This is a genomic window from Bradyrhizobium sp. USDA 3311, from assembly GCF_054062495.1.
Genome location: NZ_JBSSFI010000001.1, coordinates 440469 through 461112, shown reverse-complemented (window position 1 = coordinate 461112; position 20644 = coordinate 440469). Strand labels below are relative to the sequence as shown.

The window sequence follows — 20644 nt, the reverse complement described above, 5'->3', positions numbered from 1 at the left end:
GAATTCGCGCTCTCGGCGCAACCGGGCGAGTCGCAGAGGCGGCCAGCTACTAACTCGAGCTCCTGCAGCTCGATCTCGACGGCCCGGGCGAGCGGCTCACGGGCTCCGTTCCGCAGAATTTCTGGCAGTGGATCGTCAACCGCAGACGGCTGACTTCTCGTTCATGCGTATCGCTCTCCTTGAGAGGTTAGGGCAGGCTCGACACCTGCCTTGAACGCCGCCTATCTCAACCCGTCATCACCCACGTCCCCGCATAGCTCTCATAGCCTTCAGCTTTGGATGTTGGACCAAGATCTCGTCACCGTTAGGCTCCGCATGCTGGGTTTTATCTCCCATGATGAATTGAGGGAAGCAAACCGCCGACGTCCGAACCTACGCAGCCCTGTGGCGCGAAACATTGATCGATGCTGCGATCTTCGTTAAGCGACCTCCGATTGGACTCTTAAGGCAATCACTTTGTCTTCGGATTTGTTCGGTCACTGCATTGCCCGAGGTTGGAGCTTGGCTGTGAGGCCCCTCAATTGAAGTTGTAGGAGGCCTGAAAGAACGTACCCCAGCGCTCCATGCTATACTTCGCAAGTACGGTCGGATCACCGACGCAGCCATAGCTGCTGCACAAAGAGTTGCTCCGCTTGTTGGTCCACATCGCCCAGTAGCGGCCACCGACGCCGACGCTGAAGTTCCTGGTGATGAAGTAGGACAAGACGCCTTCAACCTGGACGCCTCGGCCCCCATTGCCCCGTTGTTCATCAAACATGGTCTCGTTGCGCAAGAGATGATAATCACGCCCCTTGAAATCGGTCCACGGCAGGTAAGCGACGTCCGTGCTCAAGCGCCAACGCTCGGTGAGCATGGTTTCGGCGCTTAGGCCGATACGAGGTGCATTCCATTGAGTATCCTGGCTGCCAACGTTCGTGTTGTCGCCTGGCGCCAGGCACGGTAGGTTGACGATCTTGACGCATCCTATCGAGTCCGAGCTCTCGCCGTAATAGCTCCAACCCGTGAATCCGCCGACCTTGTAGGTGGCGCCGCGCAGGAAATCATAACCTAGCAGGGTGTTGAAAAACTCAGCCGCGTTCGCAAACGAAGGCGGAATCGTCGCCGTTGTGGATGTAGAAGTGGCCGACGAGCCTGCCCGCGGTGCCAATCATAGCCCATCCGCGACCGCAGGATGGATCATTCTCATCGTGCCCTTCCCATGAGAACTCCGCGCAAGGCGAACCGTCGCGGGTGCCGTAGCGCACGTCCAAGAAGCCCTTAAGAGCCCCAAAGGCGATTTCGCCATCGGACTTGCCCTGGAAGGTGAGATGCGCCTCTTCGACAAGATCGAGGAAGTCGCTGTCCCAGACGTCCATCTCGACGATGCGCCAACGTCCGACAAAGGCCTTGGCGAAGCCGGGCACCTTGCCCATCAGCCGGTCTCCGCGATCAACTTGGGCAGCCGCACCAGATTGTAGGCGCTGGCAGCGAAGGTGAAGGCCCATGCGACGCGATCACGGCCACGGAAGCTGGTCTTCTCTTGACCGGCGACCGTCTTGATCCAGCCGAACGCCTCCTCGATGCGCTTGCGGATGCGCTGGCTGACGGCATAGCCGCTGTGCCGGGTCGTTCTCCCGTCGATTGAAGAGCTGCGGCCGCTGGTGTTCTGCGCAACATGCGGTGTTACGTTCATCGAGCGTAGCTCGTTGACGAAGTCCTCTGCGTCGTAGGCTTTGTCGGCGCCAAGCGTGATTGCTGTCGGCCGGTCGGCACGAGGCTCAATCATGTGCAGCGCGGCCACTCGCTCGGCATGCCCGTCGGCCCGCGTCAGGCAGGCGTCGACCAGCAGGCCGTGGCGGTTCTCCATCAGCCCATGCCCGATGAAGCACAGCTTCGTCTCCTTGCCTTTACCTTTGCGGTAGAGCCTGGCATCGGGATCAGTCGTCGAAGCACGGGTGTCGTTCGAGCGTTTCTGGCCGTGGAAGTCCGCGTCAGCATTGCGCCCGCCGCCTTGCGCCGGCGGCTCGCCCGTGCCGTCCTTGGGTTTGACGCTCTTCATTGAGGCCCAGGCATCGATCAGCGTCCCATCGACCGAGAAGTGATCGCTCGACAGAAGCCTCTTCACCTTGGGCCGCTCCAGCACCGCCGCGAGGAACTTGGCCGCGATATCGCCCTGCAGCAGCCGGTCGCGGTTCTTCGAGAACACCGAATGGTCCCAGGCTGCGTCGTCGACGCCGATTCCGACGAACCACCGGAACAGCAGATCGTATTCCAGCCGCTCCATCAGAAGCCGCTCCGAGCGGATCGAATAAAACGCCTGCAACAGCATCGCCCGCAGCAGCTTCTCCGGCGGGATCGACGGCCGCCCAATCGGCGAATAGAGCGCGGCAAACTCGCGCTCCAGCGCCGCCAGCGCCTCGTTTACGATCATCCGGATCGCTCGCAGCGGATGATCCCGCCGCACGCGAGCCTCCAGGTCAACGTAGCTGAACAGCTCGCCCGTTCGATTGTCGCCGCCGCGCACGCACCATCTCCCGAATCCCCTCGGAGCGAGTGAATCACGGTCGCCGGCCGGCGGCGAGCATCCTTTTTCAACAGCCTGCTAGGTCCGCCGTGTAATAAGTGAACCTTCCGTTTGCTTGGCCCGAGATCGTGTTAGTATACGACATTGATGTGGTCCCAGTATCGAGACCCCAATCTTCATCGTTCGAGTGTCCTTTGTTGAAGCGCCCGATCCCAATATTGCCCTTGAGGAATACTCCCCAGGGGCTGTCAACACGGAGAAATGATTCCCCGGAAAGTCCGTCCAATCCGTAATAAGTGAGCCTCGAGATGAGACGGCTGGGGTCGTCGAGGTGGCCATAGGGCACTGCGCTGTGGTCCCATTGAAATTGTCCGCGGCTGAGCCAGAGCCGCGATCCGCCTTCAAACGCCCAACCGGGCGAGTAAGCGACCGGCGGCGCACCGGCGAGTGCTTTCGCGTACAGCGGCGCGTCGCCCCATTGCGCCGTCCAAGGGTCGGCGCCAAAATGGTAATTCAACCCGATCTTTCCGACGTGATAACTGCTGGAGGGCCTCGTTGTGTTCGCTGGCAGAATCGCAAACGGTGGAAACTGCACCGTCGGAGGTGTGTCGATCCTCGGCCCGCCGAAATGTAGATAGTCATACTCAGCTTTGACCGACCATGCAGGCGTAAGCGCTTGCTCGACGCCCAGCCCGATGGTGCCACCGAGGCGACCATAATCGAAATGGGTCTTCTCCGGTGAGAATCCAAACTCGTAATTATTGAGGACGTCGCCCTGATTGTTCTGCCAAGCGACGCCTCCCTTGAGATAGGCCAGCGTGTGGCCCAGCGCGCCAAACGCGTAACCGATGCGGCCGGTCCCGGTGGCAAGAACGTTGGGACCTGCCTTGCAGTTTGCGCTCACGACAAAGCCGGAGGCAGCGAGGCAGGTATTTGTGCCGTCGGAGACAGCGCGGCTGACATCGAGTTCGACACCAAAGACCCAGCCCTTGTTCTGCCAATTGTAACCGATCTGGCCACCTGCGAGGAACACTGGGGTATCGACGACATCGCCATAGATTGACGGACCGTAGGGATTGCTGAAGGAGGTTCGGCCGTACCCGCCGCCGACGTGCCCGCCAATATAGCCTCCGGTCCAGTTCCACACCGCCGGCGGCAGTTTCACTTCTGGCTCAAGGTCTGCCGAATTGGCGGCACTGCTTGCGACGAGCGCAATTGTTGTGGCTCCCCAAAAAAGAAGTCCAGATCGCATCAAATACTCCGCTGCGCTTCTCCATCCACAACCGAGCGCCTTCGCGCTGGCATCGGTGATGGCGCCGCGAATGAAGCAAGCAGCGTGCCGCTTAAATGAGGCTCTTCACGCGCCAGGTACGCGTCAAATTTGCGACATCGGGGCTCAAACCCGACAATCGCGCTGTTAGCGTTCGACAGTAAATGTTGCGCAACGCGAAGCCGCCATTCTCGCTGTAGCTGCGACATCAGCTGTCGAGTCTCATGTGAAGCGTTTGAGTCCAGTGGACATTACCAATACGAGCCCTGCCGGCCTGGACGCCGGATCCGTCGATCTGCAGAGGGATGATACTTGGTATGCTACGCTATCGAAATCCGCTTCCTTGGGAAAACATCTGACGAGCGATCATTCAGGCAATGCGGCACGCGCAGGAGACGCTCGTCGTCAGCCTCTTCGTGTCCCTGGTGATGCTCGCCTTCGCCATGATGGCCGCGATCCGACTTCGCGCTCACCGCCATCGCCCAAAAAACAAAACGTCGCCCCCCGGCAACAGCCCAAACACCACCACGCCGCCGCTGATCTGTTGGTCAATCCAGGAATCGGCCATTGCCATCAGACCGTAAGCGTCGTCCTCAGGCCACGGCTTTAAGATCGTGACGGCAGTAAGCCCAAAGACGCAACTGATCGATTTCGCTGTTTGGATAGCCGTTGACGATGCTGGTGAGCGCGTCGGCCAGGTAAGCAAGCGCATTCATATCGGCGACCGCGAAAGCGACATCTTCGAATTGTATTGCCTGACGCAAGAGCTTGGCGCTCACTTGCTTGTCCGCGCCTGCGTCGATCGGCTGGCGGGCGATGACGGCCATTCGATTGCGACCGAGATGGAAGAGACCAGCGGTCAAGGACCTGCATTACCTTGGCGTGCGGGACGACAAGGGCGAGATGACGAAAGCTGTGCTGGAGATCAAGTTCAAGCGGATTGCGGTCTTGCCTCCGATCGGAAAGCAAAACTCTATCCTGCCTCGACCTGACGGTAATCCGCGCAAGCGAGCGCGGTGCGCCAAAGGGCCGGAAACCTATTGAATCGAAGCTAATCACGGACCTACCCGTCCGTAGACGCTCCGAGGCAATCGAGAAGATTAACTGGTGCGCCATGCGGTGGAAAATCGAGATGTTCCACAAGATCTTGAAATCGGGCTGCAGGGCGGGCGGAAGACTCAAAGCTGCGGACGCGAACCGCCTCGCTAATCTGATGGCGGTCTTCTGCATTCTCAGTTGGCGCGTCCTCTGGCTCACCATGCTCAATCGCGCGGCCCGGACGCGTCACCGAAGATGGCCTTGACGGACAACGAGATCGCATTGCTCGATGAACTCATCAGCGACGTCGGCAATCGACGATGTCGCCCTGGAACCCTCGCATTCTACTTGACCAAACTTGAACGATTGGGTCGCTACCTGGCCAGGGCCGCCGATCCGCCACCGGGAAATGTCGTCATCTGGCGCGGACTTTCCAGACTGACCGTTATCGAATTCGGCGCCGAAATCGGAGCGGCTGGAAATGTGGTTTTGAAAGCTGGTGAGGACCTCACCAGACGCCGTACCCGGCATAGGGGCAGGACCCTTACGGATCGCCTCGCGGACGGCACTGTCGATCCAGAGCGCAGATCTTGACCGGGGCACGTCAGGCCGCGGTCACGTCTCAGCGGATTATGCCGCAACTGACGCAGCTATCCCGCATCGCTGTCTTCAGCAACACAGGAGCTGCGATGGAAATGGGACCCAAGGCGATATCGGCTTTCTTGCGCATCCGGAAGAACTCTCTTGGTCAGCTACTGGTCAGCCAGGCGGTCTATCCAGATAGGCTGAGCATTCTCGACTTTATCGGAGATAAAATATGACGGGCATTGGCCGAGCTGGCACATCGCGCGTTGGGGCTGCACGAGCCGACAGCACCGGGGAATTGAGCAGTTCGAGCGCGGAGCCCGGCCTGTTGCCTGGGGAACGCAGTCAATCCTTCGACGCCCTCGTGGAGCGGATGCGCTCCGGGCCTCAAGATAGAACCGCGGCGCTCGCGAACCAGCCACCAGCTTTGGATGTGGCGGCGCCAACGCGGGACGAGATCAAGGCAGCAGAGGAAAACTTGGACAGCCTGCTCGAGCAGCTTAAAACTTGTCGTCAAGCGGCCAGGCGCGCCCGGAACTTGCCCGAGGCGCAAGAGCTGATCGATCAAGTGGTTAAAGCAGGCTCAGCAGTTCTGGAGTACTACGCGAATCTGCCCCCAGCTCTGGCGCGCCGCATTCTGCCGGACGATCAGGCTCGCCAGCTCCGCTATGACACGCTGGACGCTGGCGACCAATGTAACGAGGTGGCCACAAAGATTATCTACGAGCTGGAGAAGGACAGAAGGAAAGCAGCACACCTGCTCGACAACATGAAAGACAGCGCTTCGCCCGCTCAGCTGAGCCGCGTGTTTGCAGGCGTGGCGGGCCACTACGTGGCCTGCATGGAGTGGTGGGGAAAGAAGGCATTGCGTTTGGAGCGGATGCAGTCAGTCTGCGCGGCTACTGCCAACTTGCCAACCAGCACGCCCGAGATGCGGAAGGCCGAAGAGGCCGCACTAAGGCTGCATACCGGCTGGGCGCTCAATACGAAGTGCATGTATCTGCAATCGCGGATAGCTCTCGCGGAGCTCTTGATTAACTCGCAAGCGAGCACGTTCGGACCAGATCTGCGCGGCGCCCTCATGGATGAGAGCGGGCGAGTGCGTCTGCTCGGGACCTTCATCGAGGATGTTTTTCCGGCATTCGTCTCGACGCACGGCGCCGTTCTGAACAGCAATGGAGCGACGCTCGACGCTGAGCACCGTGCCGTTCTGGAAGGAGTCATGGAGCGCCTTTCGGAGTTTGCGTCAGGAGTGAGCGGCATCGTTGGCAGCCTGAGGGAGGCCGGAACGGGAGCGGACCTCCCGTTGCAGTTACTGGACGAGATCGTGGAAGGTGCTTGGGTTACGGCGAACGAAGTCATGCGGCTGCTGGCATTGCAGCCGAAGACGATAGCCACGATTGAGCCGCCGGCTTGGGCAGCGCTGCCGGAAAATACTGCCGTCGTCGGCGAAGGTAATCCAGCGCGCAGAAGGGGAAAAGGAAGGCGCGCAGCGGCCGCAGGCGAGGGGAGTTCGACGGCCCGCCCGGCGGAGCCGCAACTCGCCAGGCCCACTGCCGCCACGGCCCGGACGGGCAAGGTTATCGTACTCTCGGATCTCGGCACCAAGAAACTCGCGACCGCGGACGAGGCACGCGCGTCATCCTCCGCGACCGAGCACCTCCAGATGTGGCAGGCTCCGCCCTCCAGGAAAGCGCTGGCGGGATTACTTGAGCGATTGGACGAGCTGCTGCAGTTCGATCTGTCGGCTCAGCAAAGCGCCGTCTCGCAAGCGCGCCAGATGAAGCCCGAGGACGCCGAACACGTCTTGGATCGCGTCATTAAGCGCTTGCAGACGCAGGCCTCCGAGATTGAGGCCTGTGCAGCCGCGCTGGAGGAGCCTCGACGACGTGGCCTGCTCACGCCTGCGCAACTGCCCGAAGTGCACGATAAAATTGTACGGCTCAAGGCGATGTGGTCCGAGGTGCAGGGGCAGGCAAACTCATTAAACGCGCAAAAGGCGGCAATCACGAGCGATTGCATGAAGACCTATGCGTTTCCATCGCAAAAATACCTTGAACAGTTGCGGGCGGCGGGGGAGCTGGCGTCAGTGGATCCACCACGTGCCTTGAAGGGAGAGCCAGGGACGCTGTTCGAGATCAGGCTGCAGCCCAAGGCGCTGCGCAATGGTGCGACGCCAAGCCCGATGTGGGTGCACATCCATACCAAGCAGCCGGTACATGCCTGGCAATTAGCAACGCTGGGCGATCGCGAATTCGCCGCTTGCCACGTGAAGTCTAACGAACAGCGCGGCTACAATCAGCACTGGCAGAGCGCTCGAGCCGCCGAGGGGCACGAGAAAGTCGTGATCCACCGCGGCAAGCTCACCCCTGCGTTCTGTAGGTCCTTGTTGAGCGCCGCCGCTGGCCGCCATCCGTGGCCTCCCCTTCACGATCCGGAGCACGTGTCGGCGCAGATCGCTCGACTGGGGATCTCGTGAGCTGGTTGTCTTCCGGCATAGTGCCGTTCGGTGGCAGCTTTCCTGCCTCCGGATCGGCTCGGAGGATTGCCTGCCCAGCACCGAGCCCTCCAGGCTCCATCTCCCAAAAGGATGGAGCCTGGAGAAGAGAACGCGCACCACGGGAGGCTTGTCAGCCTGTCGCGCGGCGATCAGGATGGAAGAGCGCGTCAATCAAGGGTTCTTCCGCACATTTGGTGCAGCTTGAGTAGCTGGGGTTGGACAGGTTTGCCGGTCATACTCAAGCAGCCAGAAGGACGCGTCGACGCAATAGCGGATGGCTTGCCCGGCCATACATTTGTCGTTTGATGGCTTTGATCCTGCTGATCTGGCCTTCGACCGGACTGGTTGTCCAGGGGGGTGTTATTGCCGCTCGGACCGCGTCGATGTCGCGCGCGATGCCGTTGGCGAAGCTCTTGAGCTCGCTGGTGGCTGCTTGTGCGATCCATTTATCGAGCTCGGCGATGTCGCTGCCCCTGAGAAGAGACACAAACCGCTTCGCTAGCTCTGCTGTCGTGGCGAGTTCCGGAGCTCGCGCAAACAGGTGACCGAGGAACAGCCTGGCGTCAGCATCGATCTGATCCAGATCCCGACTCAAATACCAAGCACAGCGACGACGCGAGGGAGCTTTCCAGGTTGGGTGCGGTTGTGCTGCTCCTCCGGAGCCTGCATGTGCACGCCTGTCAGCGGCCCATCGCGCGACGGTCACCCGACTTCCAGTATAACCCTGTTGCTGAAGCTCGCGCCAAAGCTGCTGGCCCCCCTGGCAGCCGGAGGCCCACCGCGCTTCGAGCCATGCCGAGAAGGGCGCGAGAAGATGTGAAGGTCTGTGAGGACGCGAATGCTCTGGTTCGCCGCCAGCGGCCAGCCAGCGCTGAACCGTGCGCCTGTCGACGCCGAGCAGTTGGGCGATCCCAGATATCGGGCAACCTTGCTCGCGTAGGCGACAGATTTCATCCCAGCGTTCGCGTCGTGCAGCCTTTCGATCCGCCCGCAATTGTGCAAGGCCGGGCGGGAGCGTGGAACTGCCAGTCTTCGGTCGTTGCACGGACGCCATGATTTGCACGGCGGCGGCTATGCTGTGACGATGGCGGCCGACCGCGTGGCGCAGGGCCTCACCCAGACTGTTGAGCAGGTGCCAGCGGTCCGCCACCTGCACCGCGTCGGGTGCGCCGCAGCGCGCGCCATCAGCATAAAGGCCCGCACGGTCGCGCGCGACGACCTTGATCTCCGGCCAGCGCTTCAGCCAGCGCGCAACACTGTCGGCATTACGATCGGGAAGCAGGTCAAGTACGCAATTGCGCTCCAGATCGCAGATGATCGTTCCATATCGCTGGCCACGACGCCAAGCCCAATCGTCGATGCCGACGACGGTCGGGGCCACGAAATCCGGCAAGGGAGCCGAGTGAACCATCCGGAGCAAGGTGTCGCCACTGACCGGCATGGCCAGTTTGCGCGACAGGCGCGAGCCGGGTTCTCCGCCGACCGCAAAGCCCATTGCCAGTAGGCTCTCGCCGAGGCGGGTTGTGCGTCTTGCTTTCGGCCGCACCGTTGCCGGTAGCCGCTCGGTGAATATCTGACGCGGGCATTGCGGATTCGCGCATCGAAAGCGTCGCGCCTGAAGCCGGATTTCGACCACTCGACCTTGCCACGGGAGATCGGCTAAGCGTCGCACGTAATGGCTGTGGACGCGACCCGTCTGGCCGCCGCAACAGGGACAGAGCGAGACCGCTGACTTCGGCCGAGCCACGAGCACCACCCTATCCGTCTGGGGAAGGATCTGGACAATCGAAAGTTCGGGGGAAACCAGCGAGCGGAAGGCGTGGAGCAAGGCGAATCACGGACGTCGACTGCGATTCCGACCTTATGCCCTTATTCGCACTGTTCGTGAATCCTGCACCCTGCACCAAATGTGCGGAAGAACCCAATCAACGTGAGAGAGTTTCGCCGGGCTCGTGACGTTGGGAGGGCGTAGCCCGACCGGAGTTACGATCCCGGCGTCGGCGCGATCCGCGAGGGACCGCGCCGACTTCTGATCGCGGCCGGCAGGTTATGCAAGTGGGAGGCGACAGGCCGGATCTGCGGGAAGCGGCTGAAGGCATTACTGCCTGCGCCGATTGAGGCGATGGAACGGCACGGCCACCTCGACCTTGCCCCCCAGATCGGCGCCAAACTTTTGGCGATGAGCGCTGCGACGATCGACCGCACATTAGTGCGGATCCAAGAAGAATCAGGTCGCAAGCGCCGGCGGCACGCGACGCACTCGTTGCGTCGCAGTGTTCCAATACGGACGTCGGCAGATTGGAATGATCCGGCGCCCGGATTCGAGGCCGACCTTGTAGCACATAGCGGTCCATCTGCCCGGCAGCTTCATCCTGACCCTCGTGCTCACCGACAGTGCTACCGGCTGGACAGAGTGCGCTGCTCTGATCGTGGCGCGAACAGGCGCTATTGAAAATGGTGCTGACGGAATTGCGCAAACCATTGCCTTTTGCGCTGCTCGGCCTCGATACTGACAATGATACCGTGTTCATGATTGAGACGCTGAATGCCCACTGCGAGGCGGCCAACATCGTTTTCACGCGTTGCCGGCCCTACCGAAAGAATGACCAGCCGTTCGTCGAGCAGAAGAACGGCGCCGTCGCGCGCAGAATGGTCGGCTATCGTCGGTTCGAGAGCCTGGAAGTGCTGCTGGCTGAACACTATCGATCGCGGAGGCTGTTCGTGCACGTCTTCCAATCCTCGTTCAATTGATAGCCGGGCAGCGCGACGATGCGCGTGTGCGCAAGACATACCGTGCGCCGGCGACACCACACCAGCGCTTAGCCGCCGACACGCCCCGCTCGGTTCGTGCCCATCTCCAAGAAATACATGCCGTTCTCGACCCGGTCCCGTTGTTGCGCGATATCCGCGGCGCGCAGGAAACGGCGTCCCGCAAGTGCAGATTGATCTTATGAGTCCTGCTTCATGAGAACGTTTGACCTGCCACCGAGAAGAACCGCCGATCTATAGGACCGGCGGCCAAGTCAAGGGAGGAAACGCCCGTCAGGGCAGCGGTAGCGAGACTACCGCAAGGCACCACCAACTTCTTGGCGGATCTCAAATAAACATTTTGCGATGGGCTAGACGATGATCCGCCTACTCATCGAATGGAGGTAATGCGAGGAAAGCTACGCATTGCTGGCTTCCAGTAATTCAATTGAGCCTGAATTTAAAGAAAAAGTTGCGTACAAAGCGTACAAATCGAGCTTTTTCGCGCTCTCTCGTCACACCTTCAACAGGTCAGAGCTGTTTCGCACGGAGTGCCGAGTTAGATCCGTCAAGTTTGCAGCTTGATGCCCCTTCTATGGACTAGGCTGCCACGTTTGGGACGAAGTCGCCGATCTCACGCTCGGAAGCTCTCTGCCAATCGCAGGAAATTCATGAGCAGCACGTGACCTTGTTGAGTAAGTACTGACTCCGGGTGGAATTGCAGTCCATAGGTCGGTTGATGCCGATGTGCCAAAGCCATGATCTCACCTTCATTTGAGCGGGCTGTCACCACGAGATGCTGCGCGTCTGACTCCTCTAGTTCAACCGCCAGAGAATGATAGCGTCCAACAGAAAGTGGAGACGGGAGTTGCTTGAACAACCCTCGGCCGTCATGAGTTATGTGTGAGGCTCGACCGTGCATCGGACAACGCGCGCGTACCACGCGACCGCCGAAAACGCTCCCAATACACTGGTGCCCAAGACAGATGCCAAGAATTGGAACGCGACCCGATAGTTCGCGGACAACGGCAGTGGATATGCCGGCCTCCATTGGCGTGCAAGGTCCGGGAGAGATCACGATTGCACGCGCCTGGAGCGCGAGGAGATCGGTGAAGCTCATCGCGTCATTCCGGACGACTTGCGTCTCTTCACCGAGCGCGCGGAAATATCGCGCGATATTGAACACGAATGAGTCGTAATTGTCGATGATCAGAATCAAAATGCACCAGATAGATCGGCACCAAAGGCGGCGAAGAGTCGCTGTGCCTTGGCAAGCGTCTCCTCGTACTCGGCTTCAGGATCCGACATCGCCGTTATCCCAGCCCCTGCATGAAAGACAGCTAGGTCGTCGTCGATCATCACAGTGCGGATCGCAATGTTCGTGTCCATCTGTCCATTGAATCCAATGAAACCGATCGCGCCGCAATAGACCTCTCGCGCCACTCCCTCGATGTCCGCAATAATCTCCATTGCTCGCACCTTCGGAACGCCGGTAACGGAGCCGCCCGGAAAGCAGGCGCGAAGCAAACTGACGGCGTCCTTGTCTTCAGCAAGTGCGCCCCTGACAATCGAAACGAGATGGTGCACCGATGCATAGGATTCTAGGTTGCACAGTGCGGTAACATCGACCGAATTGTCGGTACAAACGCGTGACAGATCGTTGCGCAGCAGGTCGACAATCATAATGTTCTCGGCACGATCCTTCTCGGACGCAAGAAGGAGTTCGGCACGCCGCCCATCTTCCGCGGAATCGGCGGAACGCGCGAATGTGCCCTTGATCGGGCGCGTTTCGACTTGCCGTTCGTCAAGTTTTAGAAATCTCTCAGGAGAGCTTGATGCGATCGTCAGCTTATCGTAACGCAAGAGAGCTGCAAACGGTGCCGGGTTCAGAGTCCGGAGCTGGCAATAAAAGGTGAGCGGATCGAACAGGGGCGAAACCCTGGCACTGAAGCGTTGCGCGATGTTGGCCTGGAATATATCTCCTGCCAGGATCAAGCCGACGACGCGCTGGACCGCTGCGATAAAGCGTTCACGGTTATAGTTAGAATGCCAAGCGCCCGCCGTGCTGGGGATTATGTTCCGCGGCGACTTTGGCCTGGCGAGCAGTGCTGCAAACTCGTCGGCGCGACGACGCGCGCGATCGGCTCGTCGGGTTGGGTCCTGTTCGGGCCATCCGGTCGAGACGATCCAGCACCTGTGGTGCCGGTGATCGAAGCTGACGACCACATCGTAAAAATGCAGGATTGATTGAGGCAACCGGAGGCCGTGAATTGACGGCGGCGGCAGCTGCTCCAGTGTTCGGTTCAGATCGTAAGCAAGGAAGCCGGCTGCGCCGCCCTGGAATGGGGGGAGATCGGGGCGATGCGCTTCTTTGTATCTCGCAAGAAGACCGCGGAGGACCTCCCATGGATCGCCTGTAAGTGCCACTCCATTCCAACTTGCCTGTCCATCTGCGACCAAATAGGTGCCGAACGGCTCGCAGGCCAGATATGAGTAACGCCCAAGCAGCTCATGCCCTGCCGCGCTATCGAGAAAGGTAAGCTGCGGCCACGGCGCAAGGCACCGCAGCGCCTTGACAGGTTCAATCCACTGCAACTCGCGGACGTGCATAGGCTATCTGTTACCGACGACCGCCAGGTTGTGAGGCCTGCGCCGGTGTGATGCCGCTCCGAAGGAGGGTTGTTTCCGCCCGAGCGTACAAGACCCTGCGGCTGATCATCAAGCTACTCACCGCCAGCTGATCCGCTACGCCGAGCGACTTGCGTTAGCCCTGCCGTTCCCGCGAAATGCACATCTGTTGACAGCTCATAGTCAGCGGCAAAGCGCAACTCCCGAAGTGGCCGTACGCATCTGATCGCTTCTCGATACAAATTGTGCGTTTTGTACGCAGCGAGATCCGTCTCGCTAGCAAACTCCCCGTACACTACGACGTCGATGTCATTGCCGAGCTGATCGCTCTTGCGGTTGCGCGCAATCTCGAGCCGGCGTGCATATGGGATTGAGGTGAGAACCGATAGACCTTTGACGATTTGGTCGATACAGGCCTCATCCCTGGCTGTGAAGAAGACGATGTGACGGATCATGGTGGCCGCAAAGGTGACGCCTCAACTTGGCCGCGTCCTTACCTCGGGGAGCGGCGCAACGCAATGCAATGCTGGAACGTCGTTGATGGCAAGGGGGCGCTCGTGTGACGCTCGGCCTTGCAGCAGAGGCTCGCAACAGCAGAGACTCGCAGAATTTCCAATTGAGCAAGACGTGTGAGTTGCTCGGTGTCCAAAATGATCTGAATGTGGCATATTCTGGCTCGGCGGCTCGATGAATCCGCGTGCAAAGCTCGAGAACCCGCAATACTTCGTTGCGGGTGATACCGTCGATCAGTGTTTCCCGACAAGACGATTCAGCACTATCTCAACAGCCCATATCGATTGAACTCAGGCACCTCTCGTAGAGCTGGGGTCCGAAACGTACGGTTCTGCATCTATTAGGATACATCGTGCCGCAGGTGAATGCCCTCGTCCGATCCGGACAGTATTTGTGCGCCGAAAACAATCTCAACCTGTCACAACGCATGAAACGCAACTTAGGGAAGCGCGATGGTCCGCGCGCGAAACTCTATAATTCAATCTATCAGTTGGCCAGGCGGAACAGGCCCTTTCAGGCCAGGGGCATCGGCAACGAAGGCCATCCGTGAGTCGCATAGATTGAGCGACCGCTACTTTGCTTTGAGAGAGTAAAAAATGGCCGTAAGGGAGCTGAGCAGAGTTTTGCTCGACGCGCCTGGAAGGCCAGGTCGTACGCGGAACGTTGATTGCCGATCTTCCCAGGCGCGAGGCGGGTACTCCCGACTGGCGTATATTTGTGAATTGATACTGAAATCGTGGAGGGTGAATTGCGTACAACTGCAGGAGGAGACAAGAGGCCAAACTCAATGAGCCAGAAGCAGATTGTGGTGACCGCTACTGGCGCCGGCATCGGAAAGACGGTGTTCTGCGCAGGACTCGTCAATCTCCTCGGTGCGAAGTTTTGGAAACCGATTCAGGCCGGCCTCGAAGGAGAAACCGATACCGAGCGGGTCGCTCGGCTTGGCAGTCTTCCGCCGGATCGCATCGTGCCTGAGCGTTACCGACTGCAAACGGCCGCTTGGCACCACAGTTCCTCGGGGATTGACGAGGTTCGCATCAAACCGGATTCGCTGGACGTACCGGACACCGGAGGGCAGCCGCTCGTGATCGAGGGTACCGGCGGACTAATGGAGCCGCTGAATTGCGGCTCGCTTTACATTGACCTCTTGGAGCGGTGGCGACTACCTGTCGTGCTCTGCGCGAGCACAACTCTGAGTACGATCAATTGTTCACTGCTGTCCATAGATGCGCTCCGAAGGCGCCAGATCGTCATTCTTGGGATCGCTTTCGTTGGCGAAAAGAATTCGGACGCTGTGGCAGCAATTTGCGAGATTGGACGGGTGCGGTGGTTAGGACGACTGCCCTGGATTGCGCCTTTGTCGGCAGACACGCTGCAAGCTGCGTTCAAGGCCTCCTTCTGTCACGATGATTTCAATTCATGATGCTAAAGATGAAGTCGTTGATTGGCATCCGCATGCAACACGCGCTTCAAGCGGAATGACAACCGCCGGGCGATGGTGCTTATCTTTAGCGTGGAATCTCAGGAGGTCGTCCATCGGTACGCCGAGGCCGCTGATGGGTGGTTTGGCTTGCAGACTACCGTGCGGGCGATGCCAGTTGTAGTGATGAAGCCAGATTGGCAGATTTTGGGCGCGCTGATCCGAGGTGTCGTAGGCACGAGCGTAGCCCACTCGGGCAGCACTGTCTGAATGAAGCGTTCGGCCTTGCCGTTTGTTTGCGGTCGTCGGGCCTGGTGAAGACGTGCTGGAGGCCGAGCTTGCTGCATTTGCGGACCCCGGAGCTTCGACTATGCCAACGTATAGCTTTCGAAGGAACTTCTCCTCTGCCATCCTGAGGCGCCGACGCGATGATTGGGATAGGCGAGGCGCCGTTACGGCAGGCCCAACTTGGTCACGCTCGAACCTGCCAAATGCGCTTCGCCGTCCTGTTCGGGACTGTGCTTCGCATTCCCGAACAGGAACGCGGAGATCGCAGTCAAAGCATGGCAAGGCGCAGTTTGCCCATTTCTCCAGCGCCGCATGAAATCGAAGCTAAGAGGTTGGATTAAAGTTGACTCTCGCCCCTCCTCGCTGGACGAAACGAGAAGACGAACTGCTGCGCGAGCTTGTTGATGCAGGCACGCCTGTGAAATCCATTTGCGAAACGCTCAATAGGTCAGAGCCAGAGCTTCGCAGGCGCAGCTACTACATTGGCCTACCAAAAAAATGGTTTAAGCGAACGGTCGCCATCTCAGGCTGAGGCGGCGCTCGGCAATTGGCGGTTCCTTTGGCCTCTCAGTATTGTTGGCGGCAGGAAGACAAAAGCGCCTCGAACAAGACGTTTCGTGCCAACGTGCTCACTTCAATAATCAAGACTTCCGAGAGCAATCTCCATGAATTTGCCCACACGCTGGAGGGGTGACGAAATCGCTTGGTGTTCCTGATAAAAAAGAGGACGCACTTCTTTTCCCTCGGCGATCATACCTGACCTCGTCGATCAGTTTCTCGGAACAAAGTATGCTAGTTGGGCATATGACCGAGAACGACACATTGTGGTCGAACTGGCGAAGGCTGAGCGTGAAACAGCGAAATTGCCGACCATACGCCGAGTTAGCACATGGATTGAGCGGGCTTTCAAAACGGCTCGCGTCAACAACCTCGACAGACTTGGCCGCTCAATATTTTGCCGCGAGGGATATCTCATTATAGTACATCCTGATCAATTCTCGCGATTAGAGAGCGAAGCTAATGAAACGCGCCAGAAAAGCGAACGTACCGAACTGTTATCGCGACCACATGGTGAGGGTCGCATATGACGAGTTCTATCTCGTCGAAGAACCGACCGAACCGGGCGAACCGGTTTGTGAAATACCCTATAGCCTGTCAGAGGTGTTCGATTGGTACGACATTGAACCGTGGCAGATCGAACGCCCGGTGATTAGCGGCATCTAAGACGCTGGGAGCCGCGTTGCGGCGTAAGGCGGCACGCGGTCATCTATCTTCGTTTCGACTAGCGGGCCCGTTGGCGACGTGGGTGAGCCGAGGACGCACCCGCCAATTGGCCAGCAGTCCTCATCCCCCTGACATATTCGCAAGAGTGCGTCTGAGGGCTGGCGAGCGTGATGTAAAGCGCTGATGCGGCGGTTCGGTTGCGAAGACACCCCATCACCTTCATCCGCCGATCGAATCGATGAGCTTAACCGCGATCGTACTGCAGCCCATTTCCGCTGAGACCGTCGAAGATTCCAACATCGAACTCAAATCCATGACAGGCCATACCGTTCCCGAAATCGAGCGCATCGAAGTTGACTTAGATAGAATCGCGCAATTCAACACCGAGTCTGACTTTACCGGACTGGCAGTTTCGCTGATGGTCGAGACCGCCAGCTATTGCTGCATCGCTGCGGGTACGCTGGGGAGGACACAGGCGTGGGGTCGTGAGATGGCCGCAGTCGCTGGAAATATGGTCCGTCAATACAAGTTGCTCGACTCGTACCTCGATAAATTTGTAAACACTGGAAAGAAACCGGCATGATCCTCGCGAAGCTTGTATTGAGGCGACCGTCAATATCCGATTTCTGATAAAAGAACTTCTCGAAACCTCTGATCGACTCTTATGTCGCTCACTCGTTGAGACATGGGCAGCAGTTGCGCGATAAGATTCGCGCCAATATCGAAGCGCGGGGCGGGATAATCCTTCCAATCGAAGACCGGATGCTTCGGTCTATCGAACGCGCCGCAAAAAGCGCCGAAGTGGATCTCGACACAATCGACCCCAAAGACAAGCGTCCGTGGGGTGGGAAAAACGTCTTTCAAAAAACTAAGGAGGTGGGGCTAGGTGTTTAGTCCCAGGCTTTGATGGTGCATTCTTATCGCACGATTCGAAGGATGCGCTATGGGACAAGTTTTACACGGCTGCGCCACCACGACGGAGGCAGTCCGTCGAGCAATACAAAATAGTCAAGAGAGCCTGAGGGCGCTCGCCAAGCGCTACGGGATCAACCAGAAGACTGTCGCGAAGTGGAAGGATCGCGAGACTGTCGCCGATATCCCGACAGGCCCCAGGGACGCCAAGTCGACAGTGCTTTCCATCGAGGAGGAGGCGATCATCGTCGCTTTCCGGCGGCATACGCTATTGCCGCTCGACGATTGCCTCTATGCGCTCCAACCGACCATCCCGCATCTGACGCGATCATCCCTGCATCGCTGTCTCCAGCGCCACGGCATCAGCCGATTGCCGGAGGTCGAAGGCAGCAAGCCTGCGAAGAAAAAGTTCAAGGCTTACCCGATCGGCTACTTCCACATCGACATCGCCGAGCTGCAGACCGCTGAAGGCAAGCTCTCCTCTACGTCGCCATCGATCGCACCAGCAAGTTCGCCTTCGTGCAACTGGTCAGGAAGACGGGAAGGACCTCCGCCTCGGCCTTCCTCGAAGCCCTGATCGCGGCTGTCCCCTACAAGATCCACACGGTTCTCACCGACAATGGGATCCAGTTCACTTTCCCGCCGCGCTACGCGGACGGCCCGACGGCAAGATATACGACACATATGTTCGATATCCGCTGCCAAGAGAATGGCATCGAACATCGGCTGACCAAGATCAAGCATCCCTGGACCAATGGACAGGTCGAGCGCATGAACCGCACGATCAAGGAAGCGACCGTCCAACGCTACCATTACGATCGACACGATCAGCTCGAAGCACACCTCGCCGACTTCATTAACGCCTACAACTACGCTCGACGGCTGAAGACCCTGAAGGGCCTCACGCCCTACGAATACATCTGCAAATGCTGGACTTCCCAGCCAGAACGATTCAAACTTAATCCGCTCCAGCAAATGCCGGGACTAAACACCGATGCCATCATCGCCGCGGCGAAAGAGGCCGGCGTGCACGAGATGATCATCAAGTTGCGCGAGGGCTATGGCACCCAGGTCGGCGAGCAGGGCACCGCGCTCTCGGCGGGCCAGGCCCAGCGCGTGGCGCTGGCGCGGGCACTCTACGGCAACCCGTTCCTGATCGTGCTGGACGAGCCGAACTCCAATCTCGACAGCGAGGGCGACGAGGCCTTGACGCGTGCGGTGTGCGCGGCGCGCGGGCGCGGCGCGGTTGTGATCGTGGTCGCACACCGGTCGATCGGCATCGAGGGCGTCGACCAACTCCTGGTGCTGAAGGACGGCCGCATGCAGACCTTCGGTCCGAAGGAAGCCGTGCTCGGGCAGGTGCTGCAGCGTGTCCCGCCGCCGCCGATCAAGATCGTCTCCGACGCGGGAGCAGCGAAGTCATGAAAGAGCAGCCGCGGAAGGCGCACCAGTCGATCAGGAAGCACCTGATCGGCGGCCTCGTCGTGGTCCTCGTGCTCGCCGGCGGCGTCGGCGGCTGGGCTTCGACGGTGCCGATCTCGGGCGCCCTGGTCGCGCCGGGCTCGGTGGTTGTCGATTCCAACCTGAAGAAGGTGCAGCATCCGACCGGCGGCGTGGTCGGCGAGGTGCGGGTGCGCGACGGCGACGTGGTCGCTGCCGGCGACATCGTGGTGCGGCTCGACGAGACCGTGGTGAAGGCGAGCCTTGCGATCGTCGTCAAGGCGCTGAGCGGACTTTACGCGCGCGCGGCCCGGCTTGAGGCCGAGCAGCAGAACCGGCTCAAGATCGCCTTTCCGCCGCAGCTCACCGAGCGCGCCGACGACCCTGATGCCCGCTACGTGATGGCGAGCGAGACCAAGCTGTTCGAGGTCCGCGTCAACGGGCGCACCGGCCAGAAAGCGCAGCTGCGTGAGCGCGTCACCCAGCTCAACGAGGAGATCGCCGGGCTCCAGGCGCAGGAGACGGCTAAGGACAAGGAGATCGAACTGGTGCAGCAGGAGCTGGTCGGCGTCCGTCGGCTCTACGAGCAGCATCTGGTGCAGATCAACCGGCTGACCACGCTCGAACGCGATGCCGCGCGGCTCACTGGCGAGCGCGCGCAATACATCGCCTCGCGCGCGCAGGCCAAGGGCAAGATCACCGAGACCGAGCTGCAGATCATCCAGGTCGACAAAGACATGCTCGCCGAAGTCTCGAAGGACCTGCGCGAGACCAATGACAAGATCGGCGAGTTCGTCGAGCGCAAGGTCACCGCCGAAGACTAGCTTCGCCGCATCGACATCCGCGCGCCGCAGGACGGCGTGGTGCTGCAATCGACGGTGCACACCGTCGGCGGCGTCATCACCGCCGGCGACGCCATCATGATGATCGTGCCGAAGGCCGACGACCTGTCGGTCGAGGCCAAGGTCAATCCACAGGACATCGACAAGCTGCAGGTCGGCCAGAAGACGCTGCTGCGGCTCTCGGCCCTGAACCAGCGCACCACGCCGGAACTGAACGGCGTCGTGACCCGCGTCTCCGCCGACGTCACCACCGATCAGCGCACCGGGCAGAGCTTCTACACCATCCGCGTCTCGATGCCGCCGGAGGAGGTCGCGCGCCTCGGCAGCGACATCAAGATCATTCCGGGCATGCCGGTGGAAGCTTTCGTCCAGACCGGCGACCGCACCATGCTGACCTATCTGATGAAGCCGCTTAGCGACCAGCTGATGCGCGCGTTCCGCGAGAAGTGAGTCCTTCACGTTGAAATCATTCACGTCGTCTCCGCGAACTTCACTTCGCCTCCTCCCTTGTGGGCGGGAGATAATGATAGCACGGAAATGGGCCAGTTTTGACCACGTCCTTGAGCGAAGTGAAGATCGTTTGTATGGCGACCTCCGGAATCAAATTCGTTAAGCGACGAGCCTCCCGCAGACCTTGATCGGCAGCAAGCTCTCGGCGATCTTATGCATTGCTGGCTCGCACCAACGTAAGCGGATCCCATATTCCAGCCAAAAAGCTTAGTCGACCAGCCAC

Annotated in this window: 17 protein-coding genes and 4 pseudogenes; 11 read left to right on the top strand and 10 right to left on the bottom strand. The window is 59.6% G+C overall.

Translation table 11 applies throughout. From position 1 onward, the window contains the following. Nucleotides 1-517 precede the first annotated feature (517 nt). From ACVWW6_RS02185 to ACVWW6_RS02170, 4 genes are all read right to left on the bottom strand, one after another. Nucleotides 518-1147 (bottom strand): hypothetical protein, encoded by a 630-nt coding sequence (locus tag ACVWW6_RS02185; protein WP_456680069.1) that lies wholly within the window; start codon nucleotides 1145-1147, stop codon nucleotides 518-520. Beyond that, a complete protein-coding gene (locus ACVWW6_RS02180; RefSeq protein ID WP_456680068.1) occupies nucleotides 1068-1412 on the bottom strand; it encodes a hypothetical protein in 345 nt (114 codons plus the stop codon). Before ACVWW6_RS02180 ends, ACVWW6_RS02185 begins: the two co-directional genes overlap by 80 nt. After that, the gene (locus ACVWW6_RS02175) at nucleotides 1412-2503 is read right to left on the bottom strand and encodes an IS5 family transposase (RefSeq protein ID WP_456680067.1); all 1092 of its coding nucleotides are present in this window, start codon (nucleotides 2501-2503) and stop codon (nucleotides 1412-1414) included. The genes ACVWW6_RS02180 and ACVWW6_RS02175 overlap by 1 nt, the downstream gene beginning before the upstream one ends. 67 nt (nucleotides 2504-2570) lie before the next feature. Continuing rightward, nucleotides 2571-3755 carry an outer membrane protein gene (locus ACVWW6_RS02170; RefSeq protein ID WP_456680066.1) on the bottom strand — a complete coding sequence of 395 codons (1185 nt, stop codon included), beginning with the start codon at nucleotides 3753-3755 and terminating at the stop codon, nucleotides 2571-2573. 395 nt (nucleotides 3756-4150) lie between these two features. Here ACVWW6_RS02170 and ACVWW6_RS02165 point away from each other — a divergent pair, with 395 nt between their 5' ends. After that, on the top strand, nucleotides 4151-4357 hold the full coding sequence (locus tag ACVWW6_RS02165) for a hypothetical protein (protein WP_097669633.1): 207 nt from the start codon (nucleotides 4151-4153) through the stop codon (nucleotides 4355-4357). Between the two features lie 9 nt (nucleotides 4358-4366). Here ACVWW6_RS02165 and ACVWW6_RS02160 read toward each other — a convergent pair whose 3' ends face one another. Continuing rightward, entirely contained in the window at nucleotides 4367-4600 is a 234-nt protein-coding gene (locus ACVWW6_RS02160; RefSeq protein ID WP_161533297.1) for a transposase domain-containing protein, read from the bottom strand. A gap of 472 nt (nucleotides 4601-5072) precedes the next feature. Here ACVWW6_RS02160 and ACVWW6_RS02155 point away from each other — a divergent pair, with 472 nt between their 5' ends. The 3 genes from ACVWW6_RS02155 to ACVWW6_RS02145 are packed head-to-tail and all read left to right on the top strand — an operon-like array spanning nucleotide 5073 to nucleotide 7875. Then, a complete protein-coding gene (locus ACVWW6_RS02155) occupies nucleotides 5073-5405 on the top strand; it encodes a hypothetical protein (RefSeq protein ID WP_161533298.1) in 333 nt (110 codons plus the stop codon). Continuing rightward, on the top strand, nucleotides 5402-5632 hold the full coding sequence (locus ACVWW6_RS02150) for a hypothetical protein (protein WP_161533299.1): 231 nt from the start codon (nucleotides 5402-5404) through the stop codon (nucleotides 5630-5632). Before ACVWW6_RS02155 ends, ACVWW6_RS02150 begins: the two co-directional genes overlap by 4 nt. Further along, nucleotides 5629-7875, top strand: a complete 2247-nt coding sequence (locus ACVWW6_RS02145) for a hypothetical protein (protein ID WP_456680065.1) — start codon at nucleotides 5629-5631, stop codon at nucleotides 7873-7875. Before ACVWW6_RS02150 ends, ACVWW6_RS02145 begins: the two co-directional genes overlap by 4 nt. A gap of 259 nt (nucleotides 7876-8134) precedes the next feature. Here ACVWW6_RS02145 and ACVWW6_RS02140 read toward each other — a convergent pair whose 3' ends face one another. Continuing rightward, nucleotides 8135-9643 (bottom strand): ISL3 family transposase, encoded by a 1509-nt coding sequence (locus ACVWW6_RS02140; protein ID WP_456683112.1) that lies wholly within the window; start codon nucleotides 9641-9643, stop codon nucleotides 8135-8137. A 309-nt stretch (nucleotides 9644-9952) separates the two neighbouring features. On the opposite strand from ACVWW6_RS02140, the pseudogene ACVWW6_RS02135 reads away from it, so the two are divergent. Beyond that, nucleotides 9953-10817: pseudogene (locus ACVWW6_RS02135) on the top strand (ISNCY family transposase); the annotation flags it as partial. 461 nt (nucleotides 10818-11278) lie between these two features. Here the strand turns inward: ACVWW6_RS02135 and ACVWW6_RS02130 are convergent. The 3 genes from ACVWW6_RS02130 to ACVWW6_RS02120 all read right to left on the bottom strand — a co-directional run bounded on the left by ACVWW6_RS02130 (nucleotide 11279) and on the right by ACVWW6_RS02120 (nucleotide 13727). Next, a complete protein-coding gene (locus ACVWW6_RS02130; RefSeq protein ID WP_097669454.1) occupies nucleotides 11279-11863 on the bottom strand; it encodes an anthranilate synthase component II in 585 nt (194 codons plus the stop codon). Beyond that, nucleotides 11860-13254, bottom strand: coding sequence for an aminodeoxychorismate synthase component I (gene pabB, locus ACVWW6_RS02125; RefSeq protein WP_456680064.1), 1395 nt, complete (start codon nucleotides 13252-13254; stop codon nucleotides 11860-11862). The genes ACVWW6_RS02130 and pabB overlap by 4 nt, the downstream gene beginning before the upstream one ends. 113 nt (nucleotides 13255-13367) lie before the next feature. Next, nucleotides 13368-13727, bottom strand: coding sequence for a Dabb family protein (locus ACVWW6_RS02120; protein ID WP_097669452.1), 360 nt, complete (start codon nucleotides 13725-13727; stop codon nucleotides 13368-13370). An 845-nt stretch (nucleotides 13728-14572) separates the two neighbouring features. On the opposite strand from ACVWW6_RS02120, the gene ACVWW6_RS02115 reads away from it, so the two are divergent. Continuing rightward, complete coding sequence (locus ACVWW6_RS02115; protein ID WP_097669451.1) at nucleotides 14573-15208, top strand: dethiobiotin synthase; 636 nt, start codon at nucleotides 14573-14575, stop codon at nucleotides 15206-15208. A 90-nt stretch (nucleotides 15209-15298) separates the two neighbouring features. Here ACVWW6_RS02115 and ACVWW6_RS02110 read toward each other — a convergent pair. Beyond that, nucleotides 15299-15551: pseudogene (locus ACVWW6_RS02110) on the bottom strand (integrase core domain-containing protein); the annotation flags it as partial. Nucleotides 15552-16513: 962 nt separating this feature from the next. Between ACVWW6_RS02110 and ACVWW6_RS02105 the strand changes: the two are divergent. The 5 genes and pseudogenes from ACVWW6_RS02105 to ACVWW6_RS02085 all read left to right on the top strand — a co-directional run bounded on the left by ACVWW6_RS02105 (nucleotide 16514) and on the right by ACVWW6_RS02085 (nucleotide 20361). Continuing rightward, complete coding sequence (locus tag ACVWW6_RS02105; protein ID WP_143279366.1) at nucleotides 16514-16717, top strand: hypothetical protein; 204 nt, start codon at nucleotides 16514-16516, stop codon at nucleotides 16715-16717. Between the two features lie 238 nt (nucleotides 16718-16955). Continuing rightward, on the top strand, nucleotides 16956-17300 hold the full coding sequence (locus tag ACVWW6_RS02100; protein ID WP_456680063.1) for a hypothetical protein: 345 nt from the start codon (nucleotides 16956-16958) through the stop codon (nucleotides 17298-17300). Between the two features lie 113 nt (nucleotides 17301-17413). Next, on the top strand, nucleotides 17414-17611 hold the full coding sequence (locus tag ACVWW6_RS02095; RefSeq protein ID WP_161533309.1) for a hypothetical protein: 198 nt from the start codon (nucleotides 17414-17416) through the stop codon (nucleotides 17609-17611). Nucleotides 17612-17660: 49 nt separating this feature from the next. Then, a pseudogene (locus tag ACVWW6_RS02090) lies at nucleotides 17661-19054 on the top strand (IS481 family transposase). After that, nucleotides 19051-20361: pseudogene (locus tag ACVWW6_RS02085) on the top strand (HlyD family type I secretion periplasmic adaptor subunit). The pseudogenes ACVWW6_RS02090 and ACVWW6_RS02085 overlap by 4 nt, the downstream one beginning before the upstream one ends. Nucleotides 20362-20644 lie beyond the last annotated feature (283 nt).